Genomic DNA, 22,536 nt, shown 5'->3' with positions numbered 1-22,536 from the left:
AATTATTTAACTCGCATACCAGGTTTAGCGCCTTCGTGCGGATTCATAATATAAAGCTCTTTGCCACCCGGACCTGCGGCCAGCACCATGCCCTCGGACAAACCGAAGCGCATTTTCCGGGGCGCCAGGTTAGCCACCATGACGGTATGCTGGCCAATGAGTTCCGCCGGGTCATAAGCTGATTTAATACCGGCAAAAACCTGACGGGTTTCGCCGCCAAGGTCGAGGGTGAGTTTCAGCAACTTGTCAGCACCTTCAACATGTTCCGCATTGGCAATAAGAGCAACACGAAGGTCGATTTTGGCGAAGTCATCAAAGCTAATCTCGGCGCTGATGGGATCATTTTTCAGTTCGTCATTAGCATTGGCTGCTGGGGCAGGTGCTGCGGCATTGGCCTCTTTAGATGCGTCGATCATTTTTTCTACGTGCTCCATTTCAATACGTTGTAGCAAGGCTTTAAAGGGTTCGATTTGATGATCTTTAAGTACCGTCGTATGGCTATCCCAGTCGAATTCTTCGTTCAGGAAAGCCTGTACCCGTTGTGCTAAATCTGGCACCACCGGGGTGAGGTAAATCATCAACAAGCGGAACAGGTTGATCCCCACAGAGCAGATCTCGTGGACCCGTTCGGCATTCGCCGGATCTTTAATGAGCTGCCATGGCTCTTCCTCAGCGATGTAAAAGTTAGCTTTATCCGCAAGTGCCATGATGTCGCGCATCGCCCGTGAGAACTCACGCTTTTCATAAAGCTCGGCAATGCCCGCAGCGGCTGCCTGAGTTTCATCTAGCAGAGCCGTGTCCTGTAAAGAGGAGGCCAGTTTGCCGTCAAATTTCTTCTGGATAAAGCCGGCACAGCGGCTAGCGATATTGACAACTTTACCGACCAGATCGCTGTTCACGCGCTGGGCGAAGTCAGTCAGGTTTAGGTCAAGATCGTCAATCCGACTGGTAAGTTTGGCGGCGAAATAGTAACGCAGGTAATCTGGGTCCAAGTGGTCCAGATAAGTACGCGCCATGATGAAGGTGCCTTTGGATTTCGACATCTTAGTGCCGTTTACGGTAATAAAACCGTGCGCCCAGACATTGGTCGGTTGGCGGAAGTCAGCGCCGCTCAGCATGGCCGGCCAGAACAGGCTATGGAAATAAATAATGTCTTTACCGATAAAATGATACAGCTCAGCATCACTGTCTTTTTTCCAGTAGGTTTCGAAGTCGGCCTGACCTGTGGTGTCACAGTAGTGTTTGAAGCTGCTCATGTAACCGATAGGTGCATCCAGCCAGACATAAAAGTATTTGCCCGGCGCGTCTGGGATTTCAAAACCAAAGTAGGGAGCATCACGGCTGATATCCCAGCGCTGCAAACCTGATTCGAACCATTCGTTTAACTTGTTGGCCATCTCTTCCTGCAAGGAGCCGGACCGGGTCCAGGCCTTCAGCATTTCTTCGAACGCTGGCAAATCGAAAAAGTAATGTTCGGATTCGCGCATCTCTGGTGTGGCACCCGAGACGGCGGACACCGGATTTTTCAATTCAGTTGGCGCATAGGTCGCACCACAGACATCACAGTTGTCGCCGTATTGGTCGCCAGCACCGCATTTGGGACAGTCACCTTTGACGAAACGGTCCGGCAGAAACATTTCTTTTTGCGGGTCAAATAACTGCGAGATGGTTTTCGTCTTGATATGCCCGGCATCGCGCAAACGCGTATAAATTAACTCAGCCAGCTCTTTGTTCTCCGGGCTGTGGGTCGAGTAGTAATGATCGAACCTGACGTTGAAATCAGCAAAGTCCGCCTGATGGGCGCGGTTCATTTCCGCAATCATTTGCTCTGGCTCAATGCCAAGCTGCTGTGCTTTCAACATAATAGGTGTACCGTGGGCATCATCGGCACACATGTAATGACACTCGTGGCCACGCATTTTTTGAAAACGTACCCAGATATCGGCCTGAATGTAGCCCAGCATGTGGCCTATATGAATGGGTCCATTTGCATATGGCAGCGCATTGGTAACCAGAATTTTACGCGGTGCTGTTGTCATGTATTTCGTCCAATAACTAACAAGTTTCTGAAAGGTCGAAGTGTACCTGAAACAGCACTGGCAATCCACCTGCAGTCACCGTATCATGCGGCCTTAAAGCTGGAATTGGAGGAGCTCATGTTAGGTAAATGGCTCGGCAAAAAAACTGCGGATAAAACTGCAGAGAAAACGGCAGATGATTTCTCTGCACAAGAGCGTGAGCACTTGCGCCAGTTTCGCTTACCCGGTTACCAGGGTGCGCTGCCCGAAAATTGGTTTAGCCGTGACCAGCAACAGGCAACTCTGAAACTCCCCTTTGCGGCCGGGCAGCAGGTATTAAAAGACTTGCAGGATGATGCTGAGGTGGGGCATTACCAATGGCGACTGGACTGTCAGATAGCCAAGCTCAGGAACTCGCAACCGGAGTTGCCGCTGGTGTATGGCAATGTCATTGCGGTTTCCTCAGGCAAGGGTGGGGTTGGCAAATCATCGATAGCTGCTCAGCTGGCAGTAGCCCTGGCGCAGACGGGCGCCAGTGTGGGTCTGCTGGACGCTGATATTTATGGCCCATCGATGCCAACCATGATGGGCGGCGCAGACGAAAAACAGCAAATTGATGCACAGAATAAAATGCAACCGCACGTTCGTCACGGCGTTCATGTCAGCTCCCTGGGCTATCTGGCGGATAGCAAAGATGCGGCGATCTGGCGTGGTCCTATGGCCAGTGCGGCATTACAGCAACTATTCCGCGACACGGCCTGGCCGCGCCTCGATTATATGGTTGTCGATTTACCGCCCGGCACCGGGGATATACAGTTGACCATTGCACAAAAGTTACCGGTCACCGGAGCCGTAGTTGTCACCACACCGCAGAACGTTGCTACCGCAGACGCTGAAAAAGGCATCGCCATGTTCCGTAAGCTCGGCATCCCCATCACCGGGCTGGTGGAGAATATGAGCTATTACCACTGTCCCTCCTGTGGTCACGAAGAAGCTATATTCGGTCACGAAGGAGGCCGTAAAACCGCGGCAGCTCACGATGTGCCATTACTGGCGCAGTTGCCCCTGGCCAGCCCGATTCGTGAAGCCCTTGATCATGGTGAGCCACTATTGGTGGGATCGCCCGATCATGAGCTCAATGCTGCCGTAAGAGAGATGGCGACCGCCGTCGCTGCACAACTCTACCAGCAAGCCCAAAAGTCGGTATAGTGGTGATAACAAGCTTAATTGGAGATAACCATGCGGTTAACTGATGAACAAATCGAAACTTACCTGAATAATGGCACCATTGGTATAGAGCCGCGGCCTCTGAGTGCAGACATTAGCGGTGTGACCGTTGATATTCATCTCGGTAATGAGTTCCGGGTGCTGCAGGACCATGCTGCGCCTTTTATTGATATCAGCGGACCCCGCGAGGACATTGAACGGGCCATTGCTCAGGTCATGAGCGATGCCATCATCCTGCAGCCCGAGCAGGCATTTTTTATTCATCCAGGCGAGTTTGCCCTGGCCGTCACCCATGAAAGTGTAACCTTGCCAGCTGACATGGTGGGCTGGCTGGATGGCCGCTCATCATTGGCGCGGCTTGGTCTCATGGTGCACGTGACCGCGCATCGTATTGATCCGGGCTGGTCAGGACAGGTGGTGCTGGAATTCTTTAATAGCGGCAAATTGCCGTTGGCATTGCGCCCGCATATGAAAATTGGTGCACTGAGTTTTGAGCAGCTTAATCAGCCTTGCGCCAAGCCTTACAGCAGCCGCAAAGATGCCAAATACAAGGATCAGCGTGGTGCGGTAGCCTCGCGTATCAGTGCAGATACCGATGCTGACTAAGCTTTAAAGGCCTTAGTAAAAAAAAAGCCCGCAATCGCGGGCTTTTTTAGTTCCGGTTTAGACTTGCATTAACGCAGTGGGCGAGCGTGTGAGGCGCCACCAAAAATGGCATTCATCAGGGTCACATTCAAACCATCAAGGTAAGCACGGTAGGTAGGCTCCTGAGTGAAGCTAATGACCATACCGCGGCCACGAGGTTGCCACATCAGATACGGCTTATGGGCCAACTGCTGCTTGTTTTCCGCCCATAGGTAACCACTCACGGACAGCTCATCAGCACTTGCGTAGGTCATCAGATTGCGACCGTTATTAATGGTTAATGGACGATAGATCTGGTTACCGACTGTCAGGCTGATAACGTTGTCCGGCACTCCAGCTGTCAACCAGTGTTCCTGATCAACGTCGAGTTTGGTCAGCACACCAGAAGTCCAGTACGGGTCAGTATCTGCAGCGTTGACATATTGATGCAGATGCTCAGCACTGTTCAGCAACAGGCCTGCGACACGTTTTTCTGTATGCACTTCAACTTCTTTATCTTTGGCTTCTTTCTCTAACGCACTGGCCAGCAGGTCAGCATCTACTGCCCATTGCGTCGCGTTGGCAAAGGTAATCAGAACACCGCCACGCTCGACCCACTGGGTGAGGTTTTTCTGACCCTGTTCGCCAAAAGCGTCATTTAATGAGCCATAGCTGGTGGGTAAGATCAGCACTTGATAACGGCTCAAGTCAGCACGTCGTAACTGGTCAGCACGGATTGCGGTCACCGGGTAGCCAAACTGACGCTCAATCAGATAGCGGGTATGACCAGCATTGAGACTACTGAAAGGTTCATCCCACGCCAGCGCAATTCGCGGCGCGTGGACCTGCTGGACGTTATCCGAACCAAAGTTAGGTCCCTCAACAATCCAGCTTGAATCAACGCCCTGGATGGTTGCGCCAGAGGTTGCTGCAAGCGTGGCTAAAGTAGCACTGAGGTCATCGCCATTATCTGCACGGGTAAAAATTAATGAGCCCGCAGGATACTCTTTACCATCCTTGAAGGTGAATGGCAGATCGCTCTGCTTCACGCTTAACCCTTCGCGTAAAGCCGCAGTTAACAAACGTCCTGCGTTCATATCGCCCCAGGCAGAGACAAAGCCTATTTTGGCGTCTGGGTGCAGTAATTGTCCTGGTGCAATCAAGTCACCGCTGACGGCCGCCAAATCCATACGTGGTAAACGCGCGCAACGTTGTTGCTCCAGGTTAAACATCAGCGGTAGGGACCAAGCGGTCACGTCATAAATCTGATCAGGCAGGTTGTTGCTACGCAGACGTTCTTGCTCAGCAAGAAAGTCCGGTGCCATGTCCACCTGCTCATCAAGCAGGGTACGGACCATGTAATGGGCCGGCTGCGCGGTATCAATCACGTAGCTGCCAGCACTAAAGTCAGTACCACAGGCTTCAAATTGCGAATTGCTTTGCTGCACCTGCACACCGTGTTGGGTCAGCAAGCCGGCCAAGCGTTTACTGGCCGCAGGGTCCTGAGCGCTATCGATAAAGACATAGCGCTCTTTACTATCTTTACCTTGCTGGATGCCTTGGTTGCGATAGTTCCAGAAATCCTGCAACAGGCGCTGACGTTCTTTACTGGCCGTTTCAATAGTTGAAAGTGAGGCGATGAAATGACGTTGCACGCCATCACCGTAGGTCAGGATGTCACCATCGCGGGTACGAAATTTATGTCCGCGGGCGGAAGCCATTTCGTAGGTCATGGCCAGCGTGCCATGATAAAGCGGCCAGCTCGCACCGTAGCCAGGATAAAAGGCGTCAAAAATTTCGCGGGTGAAATAATCGAAGCCGTGCTCGTCGAACCAGCGACCATTGTTTTCGCCAATGGTCCATAGCGCTTCGCGTTGGCTTTTCGCGATCAGCGGGTTGTACGGACGTGCTTCAGGAGTAAAGTAATACGTTTGATCGCCACCCATCTCATGTAAGTCGACAAAGATTAATGGGTAGGTCTCAAGCAGAGCATTGACCTGTCCGGCAACTTCAGGCTGGGTGAGGGCGATCCAGTCACGGTTTAAATCAAACAAGTAATGATTGCTGCGGCCACTGGGCCAGGGTTCGTTGTGCTCAACGGAGATTCGATCAGCGCTGTGCTCCATACCGGTATTCATGTAATAACGGCTGACGAAGCGGCTGCGGCCATCGGGATTTTGTATGGGGTCGATAAAGACCACAGTATTATCGAGCATGGCCTCTGTGGCCTGATCTTCAGCGGCAAGTAAATGCCAGGCCGTGAGCATGGCGGCCTCTGGTGAGGAGATTTCGTTACCATGCACACCATAAGATAACCAGATGCTGGCAGGCAGCTCAGAAATCAGGCGTTTTGCCTGTTCACTGCTGGTATTTTGTGGATTGGCCAGGGCTTGCATGCCAGCTTTAAAGTCGCCAAGGTCGGCGATATTTGCCGGGCTGGAAATGGCCACATAATACAAGGGCCGACCTTCCCAGGTTTTGCCATAGTGAAACAGTTGAACCTGCTCCGGGTGGGCATGGTGCAGCGCCTGAAAATAATCGTACATGGCATCCGGGCTGGAAATTCTCGAGCCAATCGGATAGCCCAGGACGCTTTCAACGCTGGGTGTTGTAGCGCTATAGTCTGTTGCCAGTCCCAGCGAGGTGGTTTCGGCCTGAACCGTGCCAAGACCGGCAACGGCGAATAAGGCGGCTAACAAGGTTTTTTTCATTGTTGATTCCCTTTGCTTGCGTGTCGGGTGGCGCTTATTGCTGCCAGCGCCTGATTGAGCGTATTGCGTAAACTTTCTTTGTCGTGGCGCTGTGGAGCATCAGCAGCTGCCTTTATGCTATTTAAATGCGGGATGGTTAAATTCGGGTCCGCGATATTGGTGATGACAAAATCGATAATGTCGTGGCCAACAACGGATCTTAACCAGTCCAGTCTCACACTCAGCGGTAATTCTCCCGCTGGACTATACTCAGGTAGCAGGTTATCAATAAAAATCACCGGCGCATCGTTAGAAGCGATAGTTTCCACAATTTTGTCCACCAATAGCGGGGGCATAATGGAGGTCAGGAAGCTGCCGGGGCCAATAATGATCAAATCACTACGCTGCAGATGACGCAGCGCTTCAGGAGTTGCGCTTACAGGTTTGGACAAACGCAGGGTGGTTGGCATGTGACCTAATTGGTCGACCAGAAGCTCGCCGAAGCACTCGAGACCCTCATGGGTATCGGCGACCAGATCGACCGGTGATTCAGACATCGGAAGTAAACGTGTGTTGACGTTCAGCAAACGGCTCAGCAACTGGATCCCATCAAGCGGCCGGGCACTGAGTTGATTCAGTGTATGCAGCAAAAGATTACCAAAGTTATGGCCAGCAAGCGTGGGGTCGTCGGTAAAGCGGTAATTAAGTACATCTGCTGCTAAGCGCTGATCGACCAGTTGCGATAAGCAATTACGAATATCGCCCCAGGCAATGGTCTGATGTGAGCGTCGTAACAAACCGCTGGCACCACCATTATCGGTAGTAGCAACAATGCCCACCAGCTTACTCTGCAGGAATTGCAGGCTGGCAAGTACACGGCCCAGGCCATGACCGCCACCAATGGCGGTAACCCGGCGGAGTTGCTTGATTTGGCAATCATCGGCTTCGTACGAACGAAGCGGCTGCTCTCTCATGGTGACATGACCTTCTGTTTTGAGTAGACAGGCGATGTCGTACTTTATGCTGTCCGGGCAATTTGATCAATTCTAAGTGCCTGTGTAACGGCCTCTCTTGAGTTCTGCCGGTAGCTCTCGGAGAACTGCCCAATAATTAAACAAGTGACTAAAATACCTGTGTAAATTGATAGTAAAGAGGGGGACTGATCTTGTCCTGTGTATTAAAGTTGTGTATAACGAGAAGCATATAACAAGAGGGCTACCTTTATGTTGCAAAATAGTTTAATACGTAATATTATTGTTACTTCATCTGTGCTAGTTCTGGCTGCCTGTGGCGGTTCTGACGACGAAGACCAGATGACAAGGTTTTCTCTTGCTGTCAGTGACGCTCCTGTGGATAGTGCCGATGCTGTAGTGGCCTGTTTCAGTGCAGTTGAGCTCGTCGGCAACGGCGATGAGTCGTTAACCTTTACCGTGGGTGAATCGGCCAATACAGTGGCAGCCAACGATGTCTGTAAAGACGCTAATGGCGACACTGTGCCCAATACGCATGGTGTGGACTTACTCAGTTACACTGGGTCTGACTCGGCAGCATTGATTTCGGGTAGCGAAGTTCCTGCCGGTTCTTATGGTCAGTTGCGCTTAGTCATGGCAACAGGCTCATACGTTCAGGTTGGCGATGAGCAAATCCCGTTAAGTGTTCCTTCAAATGAACTCAAGTTTGACAGCTTTACGTTAGATGCCGGTGGTAACGTCGCCTATACCGTCGAGTTCGACTTACGCCAGGCGCTGGTAAACCCAGTCGGTCAGGCGGGCTACTTCCTGAAGCCACGCGGTGTTCGTTTAGTCAATAATCTTGAAGTGGGTCATGTTGAAGGCACAGTGGCGGAAGCCTTGTTAATTGAAAATTCTTGTACTGTCGCACCAAGCGACACTACAGAGCCAGTAGCTGTGGTGTACTTCTATGAAGGAAGTGATTTAGATGTCACCACCCTGGCGGATGTAGGTGGGGCAGAGACACATCAGCCGTATGCCGTTGCAGCGGTGTACTTTGATAACGTCTCTGCCTACACCTTTTCTGTCGGTTACGTAGCAGTGGGTGATTACACTGCTGCGTGGAGCTGCCAGACGGATGACGATCCTGAGGCAGACGATGACCTCACATTTAATGGAACTGTAAATGTGACCGTCAATGGAGATGAAGCAGTGACGGCTGTGGATATCTCTGGATAAGCACCGCTGACTTTCGAAGTTAGTGCATGTTTATCACTTTGTTCTCCAATTTAAAGCCCCGAAAGGGGCTTTTTTGGCTTTTTTTTCCCTCTGAATCAGGCCATACTTGACCTTCTGTTTAGCCAGTAAGGGTGACCAACCGTGTCATTAAGATCCGCTATTCTTTTTGGTGTTATCGCATTTTATGTGACAGCTGCACCGCCTGTTGTCAGTCAGGAAAGCTGTTCAACAGAAGCCGATGCCAAATGTGAGTATGAAGTGGTGCAACTATGCCAGCGCGTAGCGCAACCACCAATGGTGGTTGAGGTAGCCGATACCGCCGCCAAACGCGAGCGTGGGCTGATGCATCGTGAGAGCCTAGCTGAAAATCATGGTATGTGGTTTGTTTACGATGAAGAACGCCCCGGCTATGCTGGCTTTTGGATGTTTAACACCAAAATTCCACTTGATATCGCTTATCTGGATGAATCCTTAACTGTCGTCAAAACCTTTACTATGCGCCCTTGTACCAGCGTAAATTCACGCAATTGCCCGGCCTATCGGCCTGGTGTCAATTACTGGGGTGCGCTCGAAATGCCTGCTGGCTACTTTAAAAAATACGGAATTCAGCAGGGCTCCCAATTACAACAATGCGAAACACAGGAGAACAACCGATGAAGAAAATCTCGGTACTCGCAGCAAGCTTATTAATTGTTGCTTGCTCGCCAGCGAGTGAACCCGAACCATCGACCAGTCCGCAAATGGAAGTCGACCCTTACAGTTTTAACGAGAACTATCGCGACTATCTTGCGACCTTGAGCTCCGATGAATTTGAAGGGCGCGCGCCAGCCAGTAAAGGTGAAGAGCTGACCGTAGAATTTGTCTCAGATAAATTTCGTAGTTGGGGGTTAAAACCATTCAACGAGGAAACGGGCAGTTATCGCCAGGAAGTGCCGCTGGTCAAAATGACACCTTACAGCGTTTCAGAAATGACCTTTAGCGACAGTGATCTGTCAGCATTTTCCTATAAGCAGGATATGATGGCCTGGTCGCCACGCGTGCAGGAAGAAGTCAGTCTGGACGGTAGTGAAATGGTCTTTGCGGGTTACGGTATCGTTGCTCCTGAGTTTGGCTGGAACGACTACGAAGGGTTAGATGTCGCCGGCAAAACCGTCGTTGTTTTAGTTAATGACCCGGGTTATGACACCGGTGATCCGGAAGTTTTCAACGGCAAGGCCATGACTTACTACGGCCGTTGGACGTACAAGTTTGAAGAAGCTTCGCGGCAAGGTGCTGCCGGCATCATCGTGATTCATGAGACCGGCCCTGCGGGCTATGGCTGGGGTGTTATCGCCGGCGGTTCACCGGTGCGGTTCGACTTAGCGCGTGAAAACAAAAATATGGATCGCACGGAAATCGAAGGTTGGATCACGCAAGAAGCTGCGGATAAGCTATTTGCGCGGGTCGGTTCATCTTATACCGAAATGCGTGAGCAGGCGCAGCAGCCTGATTTTCAGCCGGTGGCACTGAACACTGCCATGTCGATCACGGTGCAGTCAGACTTTGAATACCTGAACTCACCTAACCTTATTGGCTATATTGAAGGTAGCAAAGCTCCTGAAGAGCACGTCATTTACATGGCGCACTGGGATCATCTGGGCATGAATCCAATCAGCTCCGACGATCAGATTTACAATGGTGCTCAGGATAACGCCAGTGGTACTGCAGGCGTCCTCGCTTTGGCTGAATTCTATGCCAGCCAGCCCCAGCCAGAACGTTCTGTGGTATTTGTGCTGGTCACGGCAGAAGAGCGTGGTCTGCTAGGCTCAAACTGGTATGCAAACAACCCAATGTTGCCGCTGAGTCAAGCCGTTGCCGGTATCAACATGGACGTACTTAACGTGTATGGTCCGATGCAGGATATGGTGGTCGTTGGCCACGGTAACTCCGAGCTGGAAGAATACCTAGGTAAATACGTCGAGCAACAGGGCCGTTATGTCGCACCTGAGCCAACCCCGGAAGCAGGTTCTTTCTACCGCTCAGATCACTTCAACCTGGCCAAACGTGGCGTACCTATGCTGTATGCAAAAGGCGGCAATGACCACGTCGAGTTTGGTGTGGAATACGGCAAAGAGAAGCGCGCTGAGTACGTGCAGGTGGCATACCATAAACCAGCCGACGAGTACGATCCTGAGTGGGATTTACGCGGAGTACAGCAAGATTTATGGCTGTACTACTGGATTGGTAATGAGTTGGCCAATTCCGATAGCTGGCCGAATTGGTATGCTGGTAATGAGTTCCGCGCCACCCGTGATGCTACTGCGGACCAACGTCAGTAACAATCGCATGGCATAAATGAGGCGGCGGCTACTGTTTGCGGTGGTCGCCGTTTTTGTTTCAAAAGGAAGAAAACTTGAGCTTTATTTCGATTGCTGAAGTCTTTGGCTTTATCGCCTTAGTGACCAACTTCATTGCTTACCGCCAGCCCACAGCGGATCGTTATCGCATAGTATCAGCGTTAGCATTGGCGGCATTGTCGATCCATTTCTTTATGCTCGATGCTGTGGCAGGCGGTATCGTCACAGGCATCGCGGTACTGCGCAATTTTATTGCGCTGCGTTGGCAGGGACCTTGGGTGCTATGGGGTTTTGTGGCGCTAAATATACTATTCCTGATGATTGAATGGTTATTTCCAATTGCGTCGTTACAGTTTTCCTTTAGCGGTATCAGCGTCGTCTTCTCGGATCAGCCGAGTCACTGGTCCATTTGGATTGCCTACACGTCGTCTATCATTTTTACCGTCGGCTCGATTAAGTTAAATGACCCGGAGCGCATCCGGCGCTGGTTTCTTTTAGCTGAATTTTTAGGATTAGTTTATGCAATCATTGTCGGTAGTATTTCGGGTACGGTTTTCAATATCGTCAATCTGACCAGCATTATTCTTAAATTGTTACAGGATAAACGTGCACGAACCTTGTAATCTGAGGTTATGGCTACAATAGTAATAGAGAGATCAACTAAAACGTGAGCAGTCAATTGTTATGATGATTTATATCCGCCAGTGGCAACAGAAGATGAAGCCTCAGCCAGGTGCTAATCCCTTGATGGTCCTATTGAGCTGGTTATTGCTTGGTATTATGTTGGTCGTTGCCCTGGGTCTAGGTTTAATATTTTTATTGGTCGGCTGGATTTTGCTGCTGCCGCTGCTGTGGCGTAAACGGCGTCAGATCAAGCAAATGTGGCAGTTTAATAAAGCCGCTCAGCAAGCTCAGCGCGAAGCGCGCCAGCGCCATGAACAACACCGTCAACAGGCCGCAGACCGCAATGACAGCTCGGTCATCGACGGTGAATACAAAGTTAAGGACGACGACTAGTGTAGCTGTGGCGCCGCCGGCGCCACAGTCCTCTAACGAGTGCCGCTAAGCTATCCATTACGACCACCACCGCTAACGCAATTAAAGCACCTGTCGCTATCGCTTGCTGATTCAGTGGCACGTTAAAACTGTACTGCTGCAAGGTGCCTGTCATCAGCTCTTCATCGTGTTGCCACGCCAGCGACCATAACTGTGCTGGATAGTCCTGCGTGAAGTAACGCTGTTGGCGTTCAAAGGTCTTTACCCGTTCAACCAGCTCAGCAATCACTTTCGCTTCTTCCTGAAAGGCCGGTGCCGGGTTCTGCTCGTGAGCGGCAATAAGTCCACTAATTTCACCATCGTAATAGCGATCTGCGATGATCTGATATTGTCGATAGTACACCATAGCTTCAGCGTATTGCGCCGCTAGCCGCTGTTGGTATTGGGTAAGCAGATTAGGAGCCTGAATGCCAAGTAGTAGGGCACAGGCGGCAAGAGCCAGAATGAAGTATCGATAAATCATAAGCTATGGTTACCCCGGAAACATAGGATAACCATAGCATGACAATGAAGACAGCAACTAGTCTTCTTCACGTACCTTAGGTGGGAAGGTGCGCCGCACAATATAGAACAGTAGTGGTACGAAGAAGATGGCAAGAATCGTGCCGCCAAGCATCCCGCCGATCACCCCTGTACCTATGGCTTGTCGGCTGACTGCACCAGCGCCGGTTGATAACGCCAGAGGCAACACCCCGAAGGTAAAGGCCAATGAGGTCATCAGGATAGGGCGCAACCGCAACCGCACGGCTTCCAGTGTTGCAGCTAGCAACTCTTTTCCCTGGGCCTGCAAATCTTTGGCAAATTCAACGATAAGGATGGCGTTCCGGGACGATACACCAACGGTGGTTAACAGGCCAACCTGGAAATAGACGTCATTTTCCAGACCACGCATGGTCGCAGCAATAACTGCACCCAGGATTCCCAGAGGTACCACCAACATCACCGCGAATGGAATCGACCAACTCTCGTAGAGTGCTGCCAAACAGAGGAACACGATCAACAGTGATAAGGCATAAAGGAGCGGAGCCTGATCACCTGACTTTCTTTCTTCGAGTGAAATACCGGTCCATTCAAAGCCGATGCCCTCAGGCAGCTGACTGATCAGGCGTTCCATCGCCATCATGGCCGCACCGGAAGCGTATCCCTCTGCAGCTTGCCCCTGAATATTCATCGCCGGTACACCGTTGTAACGTTCCAGTCGTTGTGGTCCAAAGCTCCAGCTGGATGAGGCAAAGGCTGAAAAAGGCACCATTTCACCTTGATCGTTGCGCACATACCACTGCTCCAGGTCTTCAGGGTCCATGCGACTTTCAGCTTTACCCTGAATATAAACCTGTTTCACCCGGCCACGATCAATGAAATCGTTTACGTAAGTTGAGCCAAACGCCGAACTTAGTGTGGCATTGATCGAGCTGATCGACAGCCCCAGCGCTTTGGCCTTTTGGAAATCAACTTCAATGCGGAACTGTGAGGTATCTTCAAGACCGTTCGGGCGGACACCGGTTAACTCTTCCTGTTGTCCAGCCATTCCGAGCAGTTGATTGCGTGCCTGTAATAAGGCTTCATGGCCCAGACCGCCGCGATCCTGCAGGTACAGATTAAAGCCTGTTGCGTTACCCAGAGCAGGAATGGAAGGCAGATTGAATGCAAAGATCATGGCCTCCCGGATTTGACTGAAATGGCCCATAGCTCTGCCAATGATGGCATCTATCTGTAATTCGGGTGAAGTGCGTTCGGACCAGGGAGTCATACGCACAAACGCCAGTCCCGAGTTCTGTCCCTGGCCACTAAAACTAAAGCCAACGACGGAAAACACCGAGCGGATACCTTCTGCTTGATCGAGGTAATAATTCTCGATTTTTTGCATAGTTTCGAACGACTGTTCCTGAGTCGCCCCAGACGGTAATTGCATCTGAGTTAAAAACACCCCACGGTCTTCGTCGGGAATAAAGGAGCTTGGCATGCGCAAAAACATAATGCCAAGCACGATGACCAGCGCCAGGTAGATGAAAACAAAACGGACACTGCGCTTAATGATGCTTTGCACCGAGTTTGTATAACGCTCGATCAATCGGTTCAGGCCGCGGTTAAACGCCCCGAGGATCCCTTTATTCTGTTTCTCATGGTCGACCGGTTTAAGGAGCGTTGCACACAGTGCTGGACTGAAAATGATAGCAACCAGTACCGAGAGTGCCATCGCCGAGATGATGGTAATTGAAAACTGCCGGTACACTGCTCCCGTTGAGCCACCGAAGAATGCCATAGGAACAAACACTGCTGCCATGACCAGACCGATAGCAATCAGTGCTCCGGTAATTTGTTTCATCGATTTTATCGTGGCTTTGCGGGGCGAGAGTTTCTCTTCGCTCATCAGCCGCTCGACGTTTTCGACCACCACAATGGCGTCATCCACCAGCAAACCGATCGCCAGCACGATACCGAACATGGTTAAGGTATTTATGGTAAAACCGAACGCTGACATGATGCCGAACGTGCCGAGTAGCACCACCGGAATCGCTAGTGCAGGAATCAAGGTCGCACGTAAGTTCTGCAGGAAAATAAACATCAGCAGGAATACCAACACCACAGCTTCAAAGAGGATCTTAACGACTTCAGTTATGGAGATCTCAACGAAAGGAGTGGTGTCATAGGGGACAACCAGTTCCACACCAGGGGGGAAGAATTGCTCAAGGTCAGCGACAGTTTCTTTCACTGCTGCGGCAGTATCCAGGGCATTTGCGCCCGTCGCCAGATTAATAGCGATTCCTGAGGCGGCCTGACGGTTGTAGCGCGCAATAGTGCCGTAGTTCTGTCCCCCTAACTCAACGTGCGCAACGTCAGCGATGGTCACCGCGGAACCGTCGTTATTCACCCGCAGCAAAATTTTCTCAAATTGCTCGACGCTTTCCAGGCGAGTTTGCGCGATGATAGAGGCGGTCAGGCGCTGCCCGTCAACGGCTGGTGTGCCGCCAAGCCGACCCGCGGCCACTTGGTTGTTCTGTTCGCGTAAAGCTAACACCACGTCTTCCGTGGTCAGGTTAAAGCGGGTTAGTTTTTGTGGATCCAACCAAATGCGCATGGCATAAGGAGAACCGAACAATTGCACATTACCAACGCCTGGCGTACGCGCTATCGGATCCTGAATATTGCTGGCAATGTAGTCGCCCAGATCGATTTGATTAAATTCCGGGTTATCAGAAACCAGCGCGAGAACCATCAGAAAGGAATCATTGGATTTCGCGACCACAATGCCCTGGTCTTGCACGGCCTGGGGCAATAATGGCACCACTAATTGTATTTTATTTTGCACCTGCACCTGGGCGATGTCCGGATCGGTCCCGGCAGCAAAGGTCAGTGTAATGCTGGTATTTCCCGCGGAGTCACTGGTCGACGAAAAGTACTGCAAATTATCAATACCGTTAAGGTTCTGCTCAATAATTTGAGTAACGCTTTCTTCCAGCGTCTCCGCCGTTGCACCAGGGTAGGTGGCATTGATTTGCACCGATGGTGGGGCAATCTGCGGGTATTGCTCGACCGGTAACTGTGTTATTGCCAAACTACCAGCCAGCATAATAATGATGGCAATCACCCAGGCGAAAATCGGACGATCGATGAAAAATTTAGCCATATTTTATTTCACTTCTTCCGTTTGTACTGTTGCACCGGGTTGTACCTTTTGCAGACCTTCGACAATGATTTTGTCGCCGGCCTCAAGGCCTGATCGAACAATCCAGTGACTACCAGAAGTCTCTCTTACCTCGATGTAACGTTGTTCAACTTCACCTTCCGCATTCACCAGCATGGCAACAGCACGTCCGCGAGGATCGCGTGATACGCCGGTCTGCGGAGCAAGCAGGACGTTGGTAAGGGTACCGGTGGCGATCTCGGCGGTAACGAACATACCTGGTAAAATTCGGCGTTGTGGATTATCGAACTTTGCCCGTAGAGCAATCGAACTTGTTGATGGATCGACCGTTACCTCATTAAAGAGCAGCTGGCCCTCGGCGATCGCTTCGGTGCTGTTATTGGTATAAAGTTTGACTCGTGGCTGATTATTCTCATCAACCCGAATACGACCCGCTGTTATGGCTTCCTGCATCTGCAGATAAGCTTCGCTGCTCTGCTGAATATCGACATAAATCGGATCCAACTGATGAATCGTGGTTAGCGGGAGACTCTGGCCGACGCTGACTAAGGCACCTTCGGTGAGAACAGAGCGTCCAATGCGACCACTTATCGGAGCCTTAACGGCGGTGTATTCAAGATTCACTGCGGCACGCTGTTGCTGTGCCTCAGCAACTTTGAGCTGTGCCTGTGCTTCCAGGTAGGCAGCTTCAGCTTCGTCGAATTCCTGCTGGCTGATAGCTTTGTCGGCTAGTAAGTCCTGAAACCTGTTGAACCTTGCGGTGGCCGCACTCAGAGTCGCTTCGGCCTGCGCTACAGCCGCTTCTGCTGAGGCCAGGTCGGCTTTATAGATGGCCGGGTCGATACGGTAGAGAGATTGTCCAGCCTCAACATCCGTGCCTTCGGTGAAAAGTTGTTCTTGCAAAATTCCACTTACTTGCGGGCGGACTTCTGCGCTACGATAGGCTGTCGCCCGGCCAGGCAATTTCGTGCTCAACTCGAGCGATTGTGACGCGAGGGTGACCACTCCAACGGTTTGCTGTTGTTGCGCTTGTTGCGGTGCTGATTGCTCCGCATCGCTACAGCCGGCAATAAACATCGCACTACTGATGATGGCGATGGCCAGTGGTGATAGGGTACGTTGACGCATGTATTAACTACCTCGTTTTTTGAAATTTTTGCGTTAAGCCGATTGAACTTGTATAGATGGTCGTAATTATACATACATACATGAATGTTTGTAAGTGTGGATTTAATAATTTGATAGGGATACGCGCGTTAATAGGTAATAGTTTATGTCAGCAACATTTAAAAAGAGTTTCATCGCCGGCGTCGTGGTGTTGATGCTAGGTAGTCTCGCCAGCTGGCTCTGGCACACGAATACACAAACGGACAGTTCCAGGCAGCGTAATGCACTCTATCAGGACTTGTTAGAGCTCTCCGGCAAGCTTAACCGCGATCTACCGCGTTTGCTCGATCAACAGACGCGTTTCGATCGCGCCGAAGTGGTTAATTATGGTATGCGTTTCTATTACACCCTGATTCGGATTGATCGCTTCGTTCACGATGAAGAAGATATCGAACGTCAGGTGCGTCCCAATATGTTGCGTGAGTACTGCCAGGGTGAGGCGCTGGCGTTTTATCGGGAGAACGCTGATTTTATTGAGTTTCGCTATTTAGATCAGAACGAACTGACATTGTTTACGTTACGTTTTACACCAGAAGATTGTGACTAAGAGGTTCACTTATGAAAATTTTTACATTATCAGCGGCTTTAGGTCTGGCCCTGGCTACCAGTGCACAAGCGGAGACCGTGAGTTATCAGGAGCAAGAGAAACTGCACGACATCGCTGCAGCTGTGTCTGCTGATCGCATCGAGCACGACATTACCAAACTGGTTAGCTTCGGAACCCGTCACACTTTGTCGGAAACTGAATCTGATACGCGTGGTATTGGTGCTGCGCGACGTTGGATCAAAGCTGAATTTGATAAGATTTCAGCCGCCTGTGGCGGATGTTTAGAGGTGTACTTTCAGTCACGGGTGATCAGTGGCGAGTCCCGTATCCCAAATCCTACCGAAGTTGTCAGTGTGATCGCCGTGCAGCGCGGTAGTGTTGATCCTGATCGCTACGTGATTATGTCCGGCGATATTGATTCGCGCGTTTCAGACGTCATGGATGCGACTTCAGACGCACCCGGTGCCAACGATAATGCCTCGGGCGTCGCCGGTACCCTGGAAGCAGCACGTGTGCTAAGTCAGTATGAGTTTGCCGGAAGTATCGTCTATGCCGCACTTGCCGGCGAAGAGCAGGGGCTCTTTGGCGGTAAAATTATGGCGGAGCAGGCGCAGGCTGACGGCTGGCGCATTAAAGCAGTGTTAAATAACGACATGATTGGCAACATTGAGGGCGTGAACGGCGTTATTAATAATTCGACCGCGCGCATTTTCGCTGAAGGTACGCGAATGGACGAAACCGAAGCGGATGCCCGCCGTCGGCGTTTCACCGGTGGCGAGGTCGACTCGCCAAGTCGTAACGTCGCGCGCTACATCGACTGGATGGCGGATCGTTACATCCCGAACCTGGATACCATGGTCATTTATCGACTGGACCGCTTCGGTCGTGGTGGCCATCACCGGCCCTTTAACGATTTAGGCTACCCGGGCGTTCGCATCATGGAGACCAATGAAAACTACAACCGTCAACACCAGGACCTGCGTGTTGAAGATGGGATAGCCTATGGTGATACCCTCGATGGTGTGGATTTTGATTATGCCGCCAAGCTGACCTCACTAAACGCGGTCTCACTTGCCAGTATGGCCTGGGCACCGAGTCCGCCGGCCGGGGTCAGCATCGCTGGAGCCGTTCAGCCGTCGACCACACTAAGCTGGGAGCCGGCGGAAGCTGAGGAACAGGAACTGATCGGCGGTTATCGCATCTACTGGCGCCACACAGATGCACCCAACTGGGAATTCAGTCGTGATGTAGGGCTGGTGAATAGCTATACCCTGGAAAATATCGTCATTGATAATTACTTTTTTGGTGTCGCCAGTGTCAGTAAAGACGGCTTCGAGAGCCCGGTAGTGTATCCAGGCCCCGCTGGCGCCTTTGGCGAGTAATGCGCACACCTGACGATCAACGTGCCAACAAGTGGTTGGCACGTATCCTCGACTCCAACCGCATTCTTTGGATGATTTTTCTACTTTCCTTGTTGGAGTCGATCATTTTGCCTGTACCGCTGGAGTTGGTGCTAATTCCGCTACTGATTCATGAACGTGACCGTTGGTTTACCATCGCGACCGTAGCTTTGGCCGGATGTCTGGTAGGCGCCACGATTGGTTACACCATTGGCGTCTTCTTTTTCGATACCGCCGGGCAATGGTTGATTCAGTGGTTTGGCGTTAGCGCTGAGTTTTCGGAGTTTCAGCAGGACTTTAGCGAGCATGGTTTTGCAACTTTGCTGCTGGTCGGTATAACACCGATACCCTTTCAGGTGGGAATGCTGGCAGCTGGCAGTTCGAATTACCCTTATTTATTATTTTTACTCGCCGCCGTTATCGCCCGTGGCATTCGCTATTATGGCCTGGCGCTATTGGTGAATTGGCTTGGCGAGCGTATTCTCAACTGGTGGGAGCAGCATCAGCAACGGCTTGGCTGGGGTGTTCTTGTAGCAGGTATCGCTATCTATCTGGTGGTGGTTTTAAACTGAAGCCTGGAAGGTGCAATCTTTTAACGCTTGCAGCAACTTCTCCAAGCCCGTCACACCATCAAGGTCCGTCGGGAAAAGCGGCAGATACGTTTTCAATTCCTGCGAAAAACGCTGCTCAATCTGCTGTTGATAGATGCCTTCCTGATGCTTACGTTGCAACAGGAATTCGCCTTCCACAGGGTCTGGTAAATTGCGGTTAACGATCAGCGCTGCCAACGGCAACTTATGCTCATGCAGTTGTTGTACTGCGCGTTCGGTTTCTAAAATGGGTAGTTTTTCTGGTGTTAGAACCAAAATAATAGCCGTTTCATCGGCATTTTTGATAGCGCTCCGTACCCGTTGGAATAGCTGTTGTCGCTCTCGTAAACGCTCAGCAATTTTTGCATTGCGGTCACTTAAGTTGGCAACTCCGTGCTGTTTGGGCTCCCCCAGGGGATGCTGCGGGGCGGTTTGCCGGGCTGAAGCTAAATGATCGACCACACCTTGTAACTGCTGCGCTTTTTCACTGTGTTGCAGTAATCCCTGCGTCCATGCCGACATGGCTTCCGGTAGAATCAATAAGCGCAGGGTATGTCCTGTTGGGGCGGTATCAAAGAGTATATGGTCATAGCCCTTCAGGGTACGTTGATCGATGAGCTTGGCGATGGACTCGAGTAATGCGGCCTCCTGAGTTCCCGGCGACTGTGCGGTAAGTTTCATCTGCTTTTCAATCTGCGGGTACAAGGTTGGCTTGACCAAGTCTTTCATGCTGGCAAGCACACTTTCAATATGGTCTTTTACCTGTTGATCCGGATCAATTTCAAGCGCATCAAGCCGTGACTCGATTGTTGTTGTCTGACCACCGATGGCGATGTCGAAAGCGTCACTTAAACTATGCGCCGGATCAGTTGAGACAATGAGCACACGTTTGCCGCTTCGGGCAAGTTTCAGCGCCAACGCAGAGGCGACCGAAGTTTTCCCGACGCCACCTTTGCCGCCGATAAAAACAATGGGGGGGAGTTGCGCAAGGAAATCTGGAGCGGCCATTAACAACACCTGAACTCATCGAATGGCGAATGTTCCATGCCCATGCGTAAATGCCATTCATGAAATTGTTCCAGCAGTAAGGGCTGTAGCTCAAGAGTGTAGTAACTGGCAGGATTGGGAATACCCATCATTTCCGCATAAACGTAGAGCATAAAGAGATCATCCTGTTCGCGTTTAGCCCGCGCTACCGCGGCGCGGTAGGGGGCATTGTAGTACTCGTTGGCAAGTTCGCCTGCGCGGGAAAGCCAGCGCCGTATAGCAGTGATTTTCATGAGCCTTGCTCCTTGTCCTCTGCGGCATCCTCAGCAGCATTCTCGCGCCGTATACGGGTCAGTGCGCTGGCTGATTCGAGGGCAATCCAGATCGCTGCTATAAGTACCAGCAGATCAAGACTAAACAGGAACCAGTCGGCTTGGTCATAGAAACCTTTCAGTTGAATGAGCAGCGCATAGATGGTCATGACCAACAAAAACAACAGGGGGAGCAAAGTCACATACATGGGCCGTTTCAGCCGTACCAACATGGTTGTGATCACCAATAATGTTAGACCTGCCAATAATTGGTTCGTGGTACCAAAGAGAGGCCATATTGCCAGTCCACCTGTGCCATCAGCACCGCCAGCGCCGAACGCGAGAATTAAGCATGACCCCACCGCGAGCAGGGTTGCGGGTGCGGCTTTCTGCATCCAGCTAATGTTATAAATACCACCCCATTCCTGAAAGATATAACGCTGCAGACGTATCCCGGTGTCCATCGTGGTGCCCGCAAATAATACCGCCATCACCGTCAGCAAGGTTTCAGATATCTCCACATCCAGACTTAACCCTTGCTGCAAAATTTGCGCGCCACCGGATACAAATGCCGAAACACCACCCTGGCCAAAACTATGATAAACCGCCTGCCAGTCGGCGAGCGTGGCAAAACCGGCGGTTACAGCAATGATGGTTGCTAGCGATAACGAGCCTTCACCAATAGCCCCAAAGTAACCGACAAAGCGTGCATCAGTTTCTTTGTCGAGCTGTTTCGACGTGGTGCCCGACGCCACCAACCCATGAAAGCCTGATATTGCCCCGCAGGCAATGGTGACAAAGAGTAATGGAACCAGCGACGGCGTGCCCTCTGGGGTATTGGTATTAAACGCCGGAGCAACCAGTTCAGGGCCACTGATAAGGACCGCACCGTAGATGAGGAACAAGCCGATAAACAGTTGTAAACCGTTAATATAATCGCGCGGCTGTAACAGCATCCAGACCGGTAATAATGAGGCAATCGCAGCGTAGAAAAACAAAATTAGGATCCAGCTGGCATTATCCGACAGACCCATTACTGTTTCCGGCAACGTCAGGGGAACTTCAGGGCCGGCGAAGATAATAGCGTATAAAGCGAGCACGCCAAGAATGGATATAGTTCCTAAGTTCATCCATTTGCGGAAAATGATCTGGCCGATAATAAGGGCGACGAAAATAGCGCCCCAAACCGGTACCACTGAACTTGGGAAATTAATAAGTAAACCTGAAATTGCTGTGGCGAAGACCGCATTGACCATCAGTAACACTAAAAAGATGACAATCATAAACAAGGATTGCGAACGTTTGCCAACCACATCGCCGGTTAAGGCGCCGATCGAGCGCGCGCGGTTACGGCTGGAAGCCCAGATAGCACCAGCATCATGCACACCAGCAAAGAAAATGGTACCGAAGATGACCCATAAGAATGCCGGCACCCAGCCCCAAATCACAGCGATTGCGGGGCCTATGATAGGTGCAGCGCCGGCTACTGAAGTGAAGTGATGTCCCCAAAGTACATATTTATTGGTTGGTACAAAGTCGATACCATCTTCGAACTCGTGCGCAGGGGTACGAAAATCCGGATCCAGCTTATAGATCTTTTCGGCGACGTATTTCGAGTAGAAAACATAGCCCAGGAACATGCCACCCAAACCAAGCAACATCAGTAAAATAGCGTTCATGTGGTACCTTTTTCGTTTACTATGAAGTCAAAGGCTTACAAATTAACCGCTTCATGATACTGCAGACGG

General features: G+C 51.1%; 19 protein-coding genes. 10 read left to right on the top strand and 9 right to left on the bottom strand.

Features of this window, described 5'->3' with window-relative positions:
* Nucleotides 1–2 precede the first annotated feature (2 nt).
* Nucleotides 3–2,039 carry a methionine--tRNA ligase gene (metG, locus tag J6J28_RS05870; protein ID WP_301720395.1) on the bottom strand — a complete coding sequence of 679 codons (2,037 nt, stop codon included), beginning with the start codon at nt 2,037–2,039 and terminating at the stop codon, nt 3–5.
* Between the two features lie 117 nt (nt 2,040–2,156).
* Between metG and apbC the strand changes: the two genes are divergently transcribed.
* Nucleotides 2,157–3,227: an iron-sulfur cluster carrier protein ApbC gene (apbC, locus tag J6J28_RS05865; RefSeq protein WP_301720394.1), complete on the top strand. Its 1,071-nt coding sequence runs from the start codon at nt 2,157–2,159 to the stop codon at nt 3,225–3,227.
* A 30-nt stretch (nt 3,228–3,257) separates the two neighbouring features.
* Nucleotides 3,258–3,851 (top strand): dCTP deaminase, encoded by a 594-nt coding sequence (gene dcd, locus J6J28_RS05860; RefSeq protein ID WP_301720393.1) that lies wholly within the window; start codon nt 3,258–3,260, stop codon nt 3,849–3,851.
* Between the two features lie 68 nt (nt 3,852–3,919).
* Here the strand turns inward: dcd and J6J28_RS05855 are convergent, their stop codons facing one another.
* Entirely contained in the window at nt 3,920–6,580 is a 2,661-nt protein-coding gene (locus J6J28_RS05855) for a M14 family metallopeptidase (protein ID WP_301720392.1), read from the bottom strand.
* Complete coding sequence (locus tag J6J28_RS05850) at nt 6,577–7,533, bottom strand: gluconeogenesis factor YvcK family protein (protein WP_301720391.1); 957 nt, start codon at nt 7,531–7,533, stop codon at nt 6,577–6,579. The genes J6J28_RS05855 and J6J28_RS05850 overlap by 4 nt, the downstream gene beginning before the upstream one ends.
* A gap of 249 nt (nt 7,534–7,782) precedes the next feature.
* On the opposite strand from J6J28_RS05850, the gene J6J28_RS05845 reads away from it, so the two are divergent.
* From J6J28_RS05845 to J6J28_RS05825, 5 genes are all read left to right on the top strand, one after another.
* A complete protein-coding gene (locus J6J28_RS05845) occupies nt 7,783–8,748 on the top strand; it encodes a DUF4382 domain-containing protein (RefSeq protein WP_301720390.1) in 966 nt (321 codons plus the stop codon).
* A 141-nt stretch (nt 8,749–8,889) separates the two neighbouring features.
* Nucleotides 8,890–9,405 (top strand): DUF192 domain-containing protein, encoded by a 516-nt coding sequence (locus J6J28_RS05840; protein WP_301720389.1) that lies wholly within the window; start codon nt 8,890–8,892, stop codon nt 9,403–9,405.
* Nucleotides 9,402–11,066 carry a M28 family metallopeptidase gene (locus J6J28_RS05835; RefSeq protein WP_301720387.1) on the top strand — a complete coding sequence of 555 codons (1,665 nt, stop codon included), beginning with the start codon at nt 9,402–9,404 and terminating at the stop codon, nt 11,064–11,066. The genes J6J28_RS05840 and J6J28_RS05835 overlap by 4 nt, the downstream gene beginning before the upstream one ends.
* Nucleotides 11,067–11,140: 74 nt before the next feature.
* On the top strand, nt 11,141–11,707 hold the full coding sequence (locus tag J6J28_RS05830; protein ID WP_301720386.1) for a YgjV family protein: 567 nt from the start codon (nt 11,141–11,143) through the stop codon (nt 11,705–11,707).
* A gap of 61 nt (nt 11,708–11,768) precedes the next feature.
* Nucleotides 11,769–12,101, top strand: a complete 333-nt coding sequence (locus J6J28_RS05825; RefSeq protein ID WP_301720385.1) for a LapA family protein — start codon at nt 11,769–11,771, stop codon at nt 12,099–12,101.
* Here the strand turns inward: J6J28_RS05825 and J6J28_RS05820 are convergent.
* From J6J28_RS05820 to J6J28_RS05810, 3 genes are read right to left on the bottom strand one after another with little or no spacing between them, the layout of a single operon-like run.
* Nucleotides 12,085–12,603, bottom strand: a complete 519-nt coding sequence (locus J6J28_RS05820; RefSeq protein WP_301720384.1) for a DUF2937 family protein — start codon at nt 12,601–12,603, stop codon at nt 12,085–12,087. The two genes, J6J28_RS05825 and J6J28_RS05820, sit on opposite strands and share 17 nt — an antisense overlap.
* Before the next feature lie 57 nt (nt 12,604–12,660).
* Nucleotides 12,661–15,768, bottom strand: coding sequence for an efflux RND transporter permease subunit (locus J6J28_RS05815; protein WP_301720383.1), 3,108 nt, complete (start codon nt 15,766–15,768; stop codon nt 12,661–12,663).
* Between the two features lie 3 nt (nt 15,769–15,771).
* A complete protein-coding gene (locus J6J28_RS05810; RefSeq protein ID WP_301720381.1) occupies nt 15,772–16,914 on the bottom strand; it encodes an efflux RND transporter periplasmic adaptor subunit in 1,143 nt (380 codons plus the stop codon).
* Nucleotides 16,915–17,059: 145 nt separating this feature from the next.
* On the opposite strand from J6J28_RS05810, the gene J6J28_RS05805 reads away from it, so the two are divergent.
* From J6J28_RS05805 to J6J28_RS05795, 3 genes are read left to right on the top strand one after another with little or no spacing between them, the layout of a single operon-like run.
* Complete coding sequence (locus tag J6J28_RS05805; protein WP_301720380.1) at nt 17,060–17,500, top strand: hypothetical protein; 441 nt, start codon at nt 17,060–17,062, stop codon at nt 17,498–17,500.
* A gap of 11 nt (nt 17,501–17,511) precedes the next feature.
* Entirely contained in the window at nt 17,512–18,882 is a 1,371-nt protein-coding gene (locus J6J28_RS05800; protein WP_301720379.1) for a M28 family metallopeptidase, read from the top strand.
* Nucleotides 18,882–19,472, top strand: coding sequence for a YqaA family protein (locus J6J28_RS05795; RefSeq protein ID WP_301720378.1), 591 nt, complete (start codon nt 18,882–18,884; stop codon nt 19,470–19,472). The genes J6J28_RS05800 and J6J28_RS05795 overlap by 1 nt, the downstream gene beginning before the upstream one ends.
* On the opposite strand, the gene J6J28_RS05790 is transcribed toward J6J28_RS05795, so the two are convergent.
* Genes J6J28_RS05790 through J6J28_RS05780 form a run of 3 tightly spaced genes read right to left on the bottom strand, consistent with a single transcriptional unit; the run spans nt 19,464 to nt 22,467 of the window.
* Nucleotides 19,464–20,498, bottom strand: a complete 1,035-nt coding sequence (locus J6J28_RS05790; protein ID WP_301720377.1) for an ArsA family ATPase — start codon at nt 20,496–20,498, stop codon at nt 19,464–19,466. The two genes, J6J28_RS05795 and J6J28_RS05790, sit on opposite strands and share 9 nt — an antisense overlap.
* Nucleotides 20,498–20,770 carry a cory-CC-star protein gene (locus J6J28_RS05785; protein WP_301720376.1) on the bottom strand — a complete coding sequence of 91 codons (273 nt, stop codon included), beginning with the start codon at nt 20,768–20,770 and terminating at the stop codon, nt 20,498–20,500. The genes J6J28_RS05790 and J6J28_RS05785 overlap by 1 nt, the downstream gene beginning before the upstream one ends.
* The gene (locus tag J6J28_RS05780) at nt 20,767–22,467 is read right to left on the bottom strand and encodes a carbon starvation CstA family protein (protein ID WP_301720375.1); all 1,701 of its coding nucleotides are present in this window, start codon (nt 22,465–22,467) and stop codon (nt 20,767–20,769) included. The genes J6J28_RS05785 and J6J28_RS05780 overlap by 4 nt, the downstream gene beginning before the upstream one ends.
* Nucleotides 22,468–22,536 lie beyond the last annotated feature (69 nt).

Origin of the sequence: Pseudidiomarina terrestris (assembly GCF_030466375.1) — a bacterium.
In the GTDB taxonomy this organism is placed as follows: domain Bacteria; phylum Pseudomonadota; class Gammaproteobacteria; order Enterobacterales; family Alteromonadaceae; genus Pseudidiomarina; species Pseudidiomarina terrestris.
Note: the sequence above shows the minus strand (reverse complement) of the source record. Positions and strands in the feature narration are given on the sequence as shown.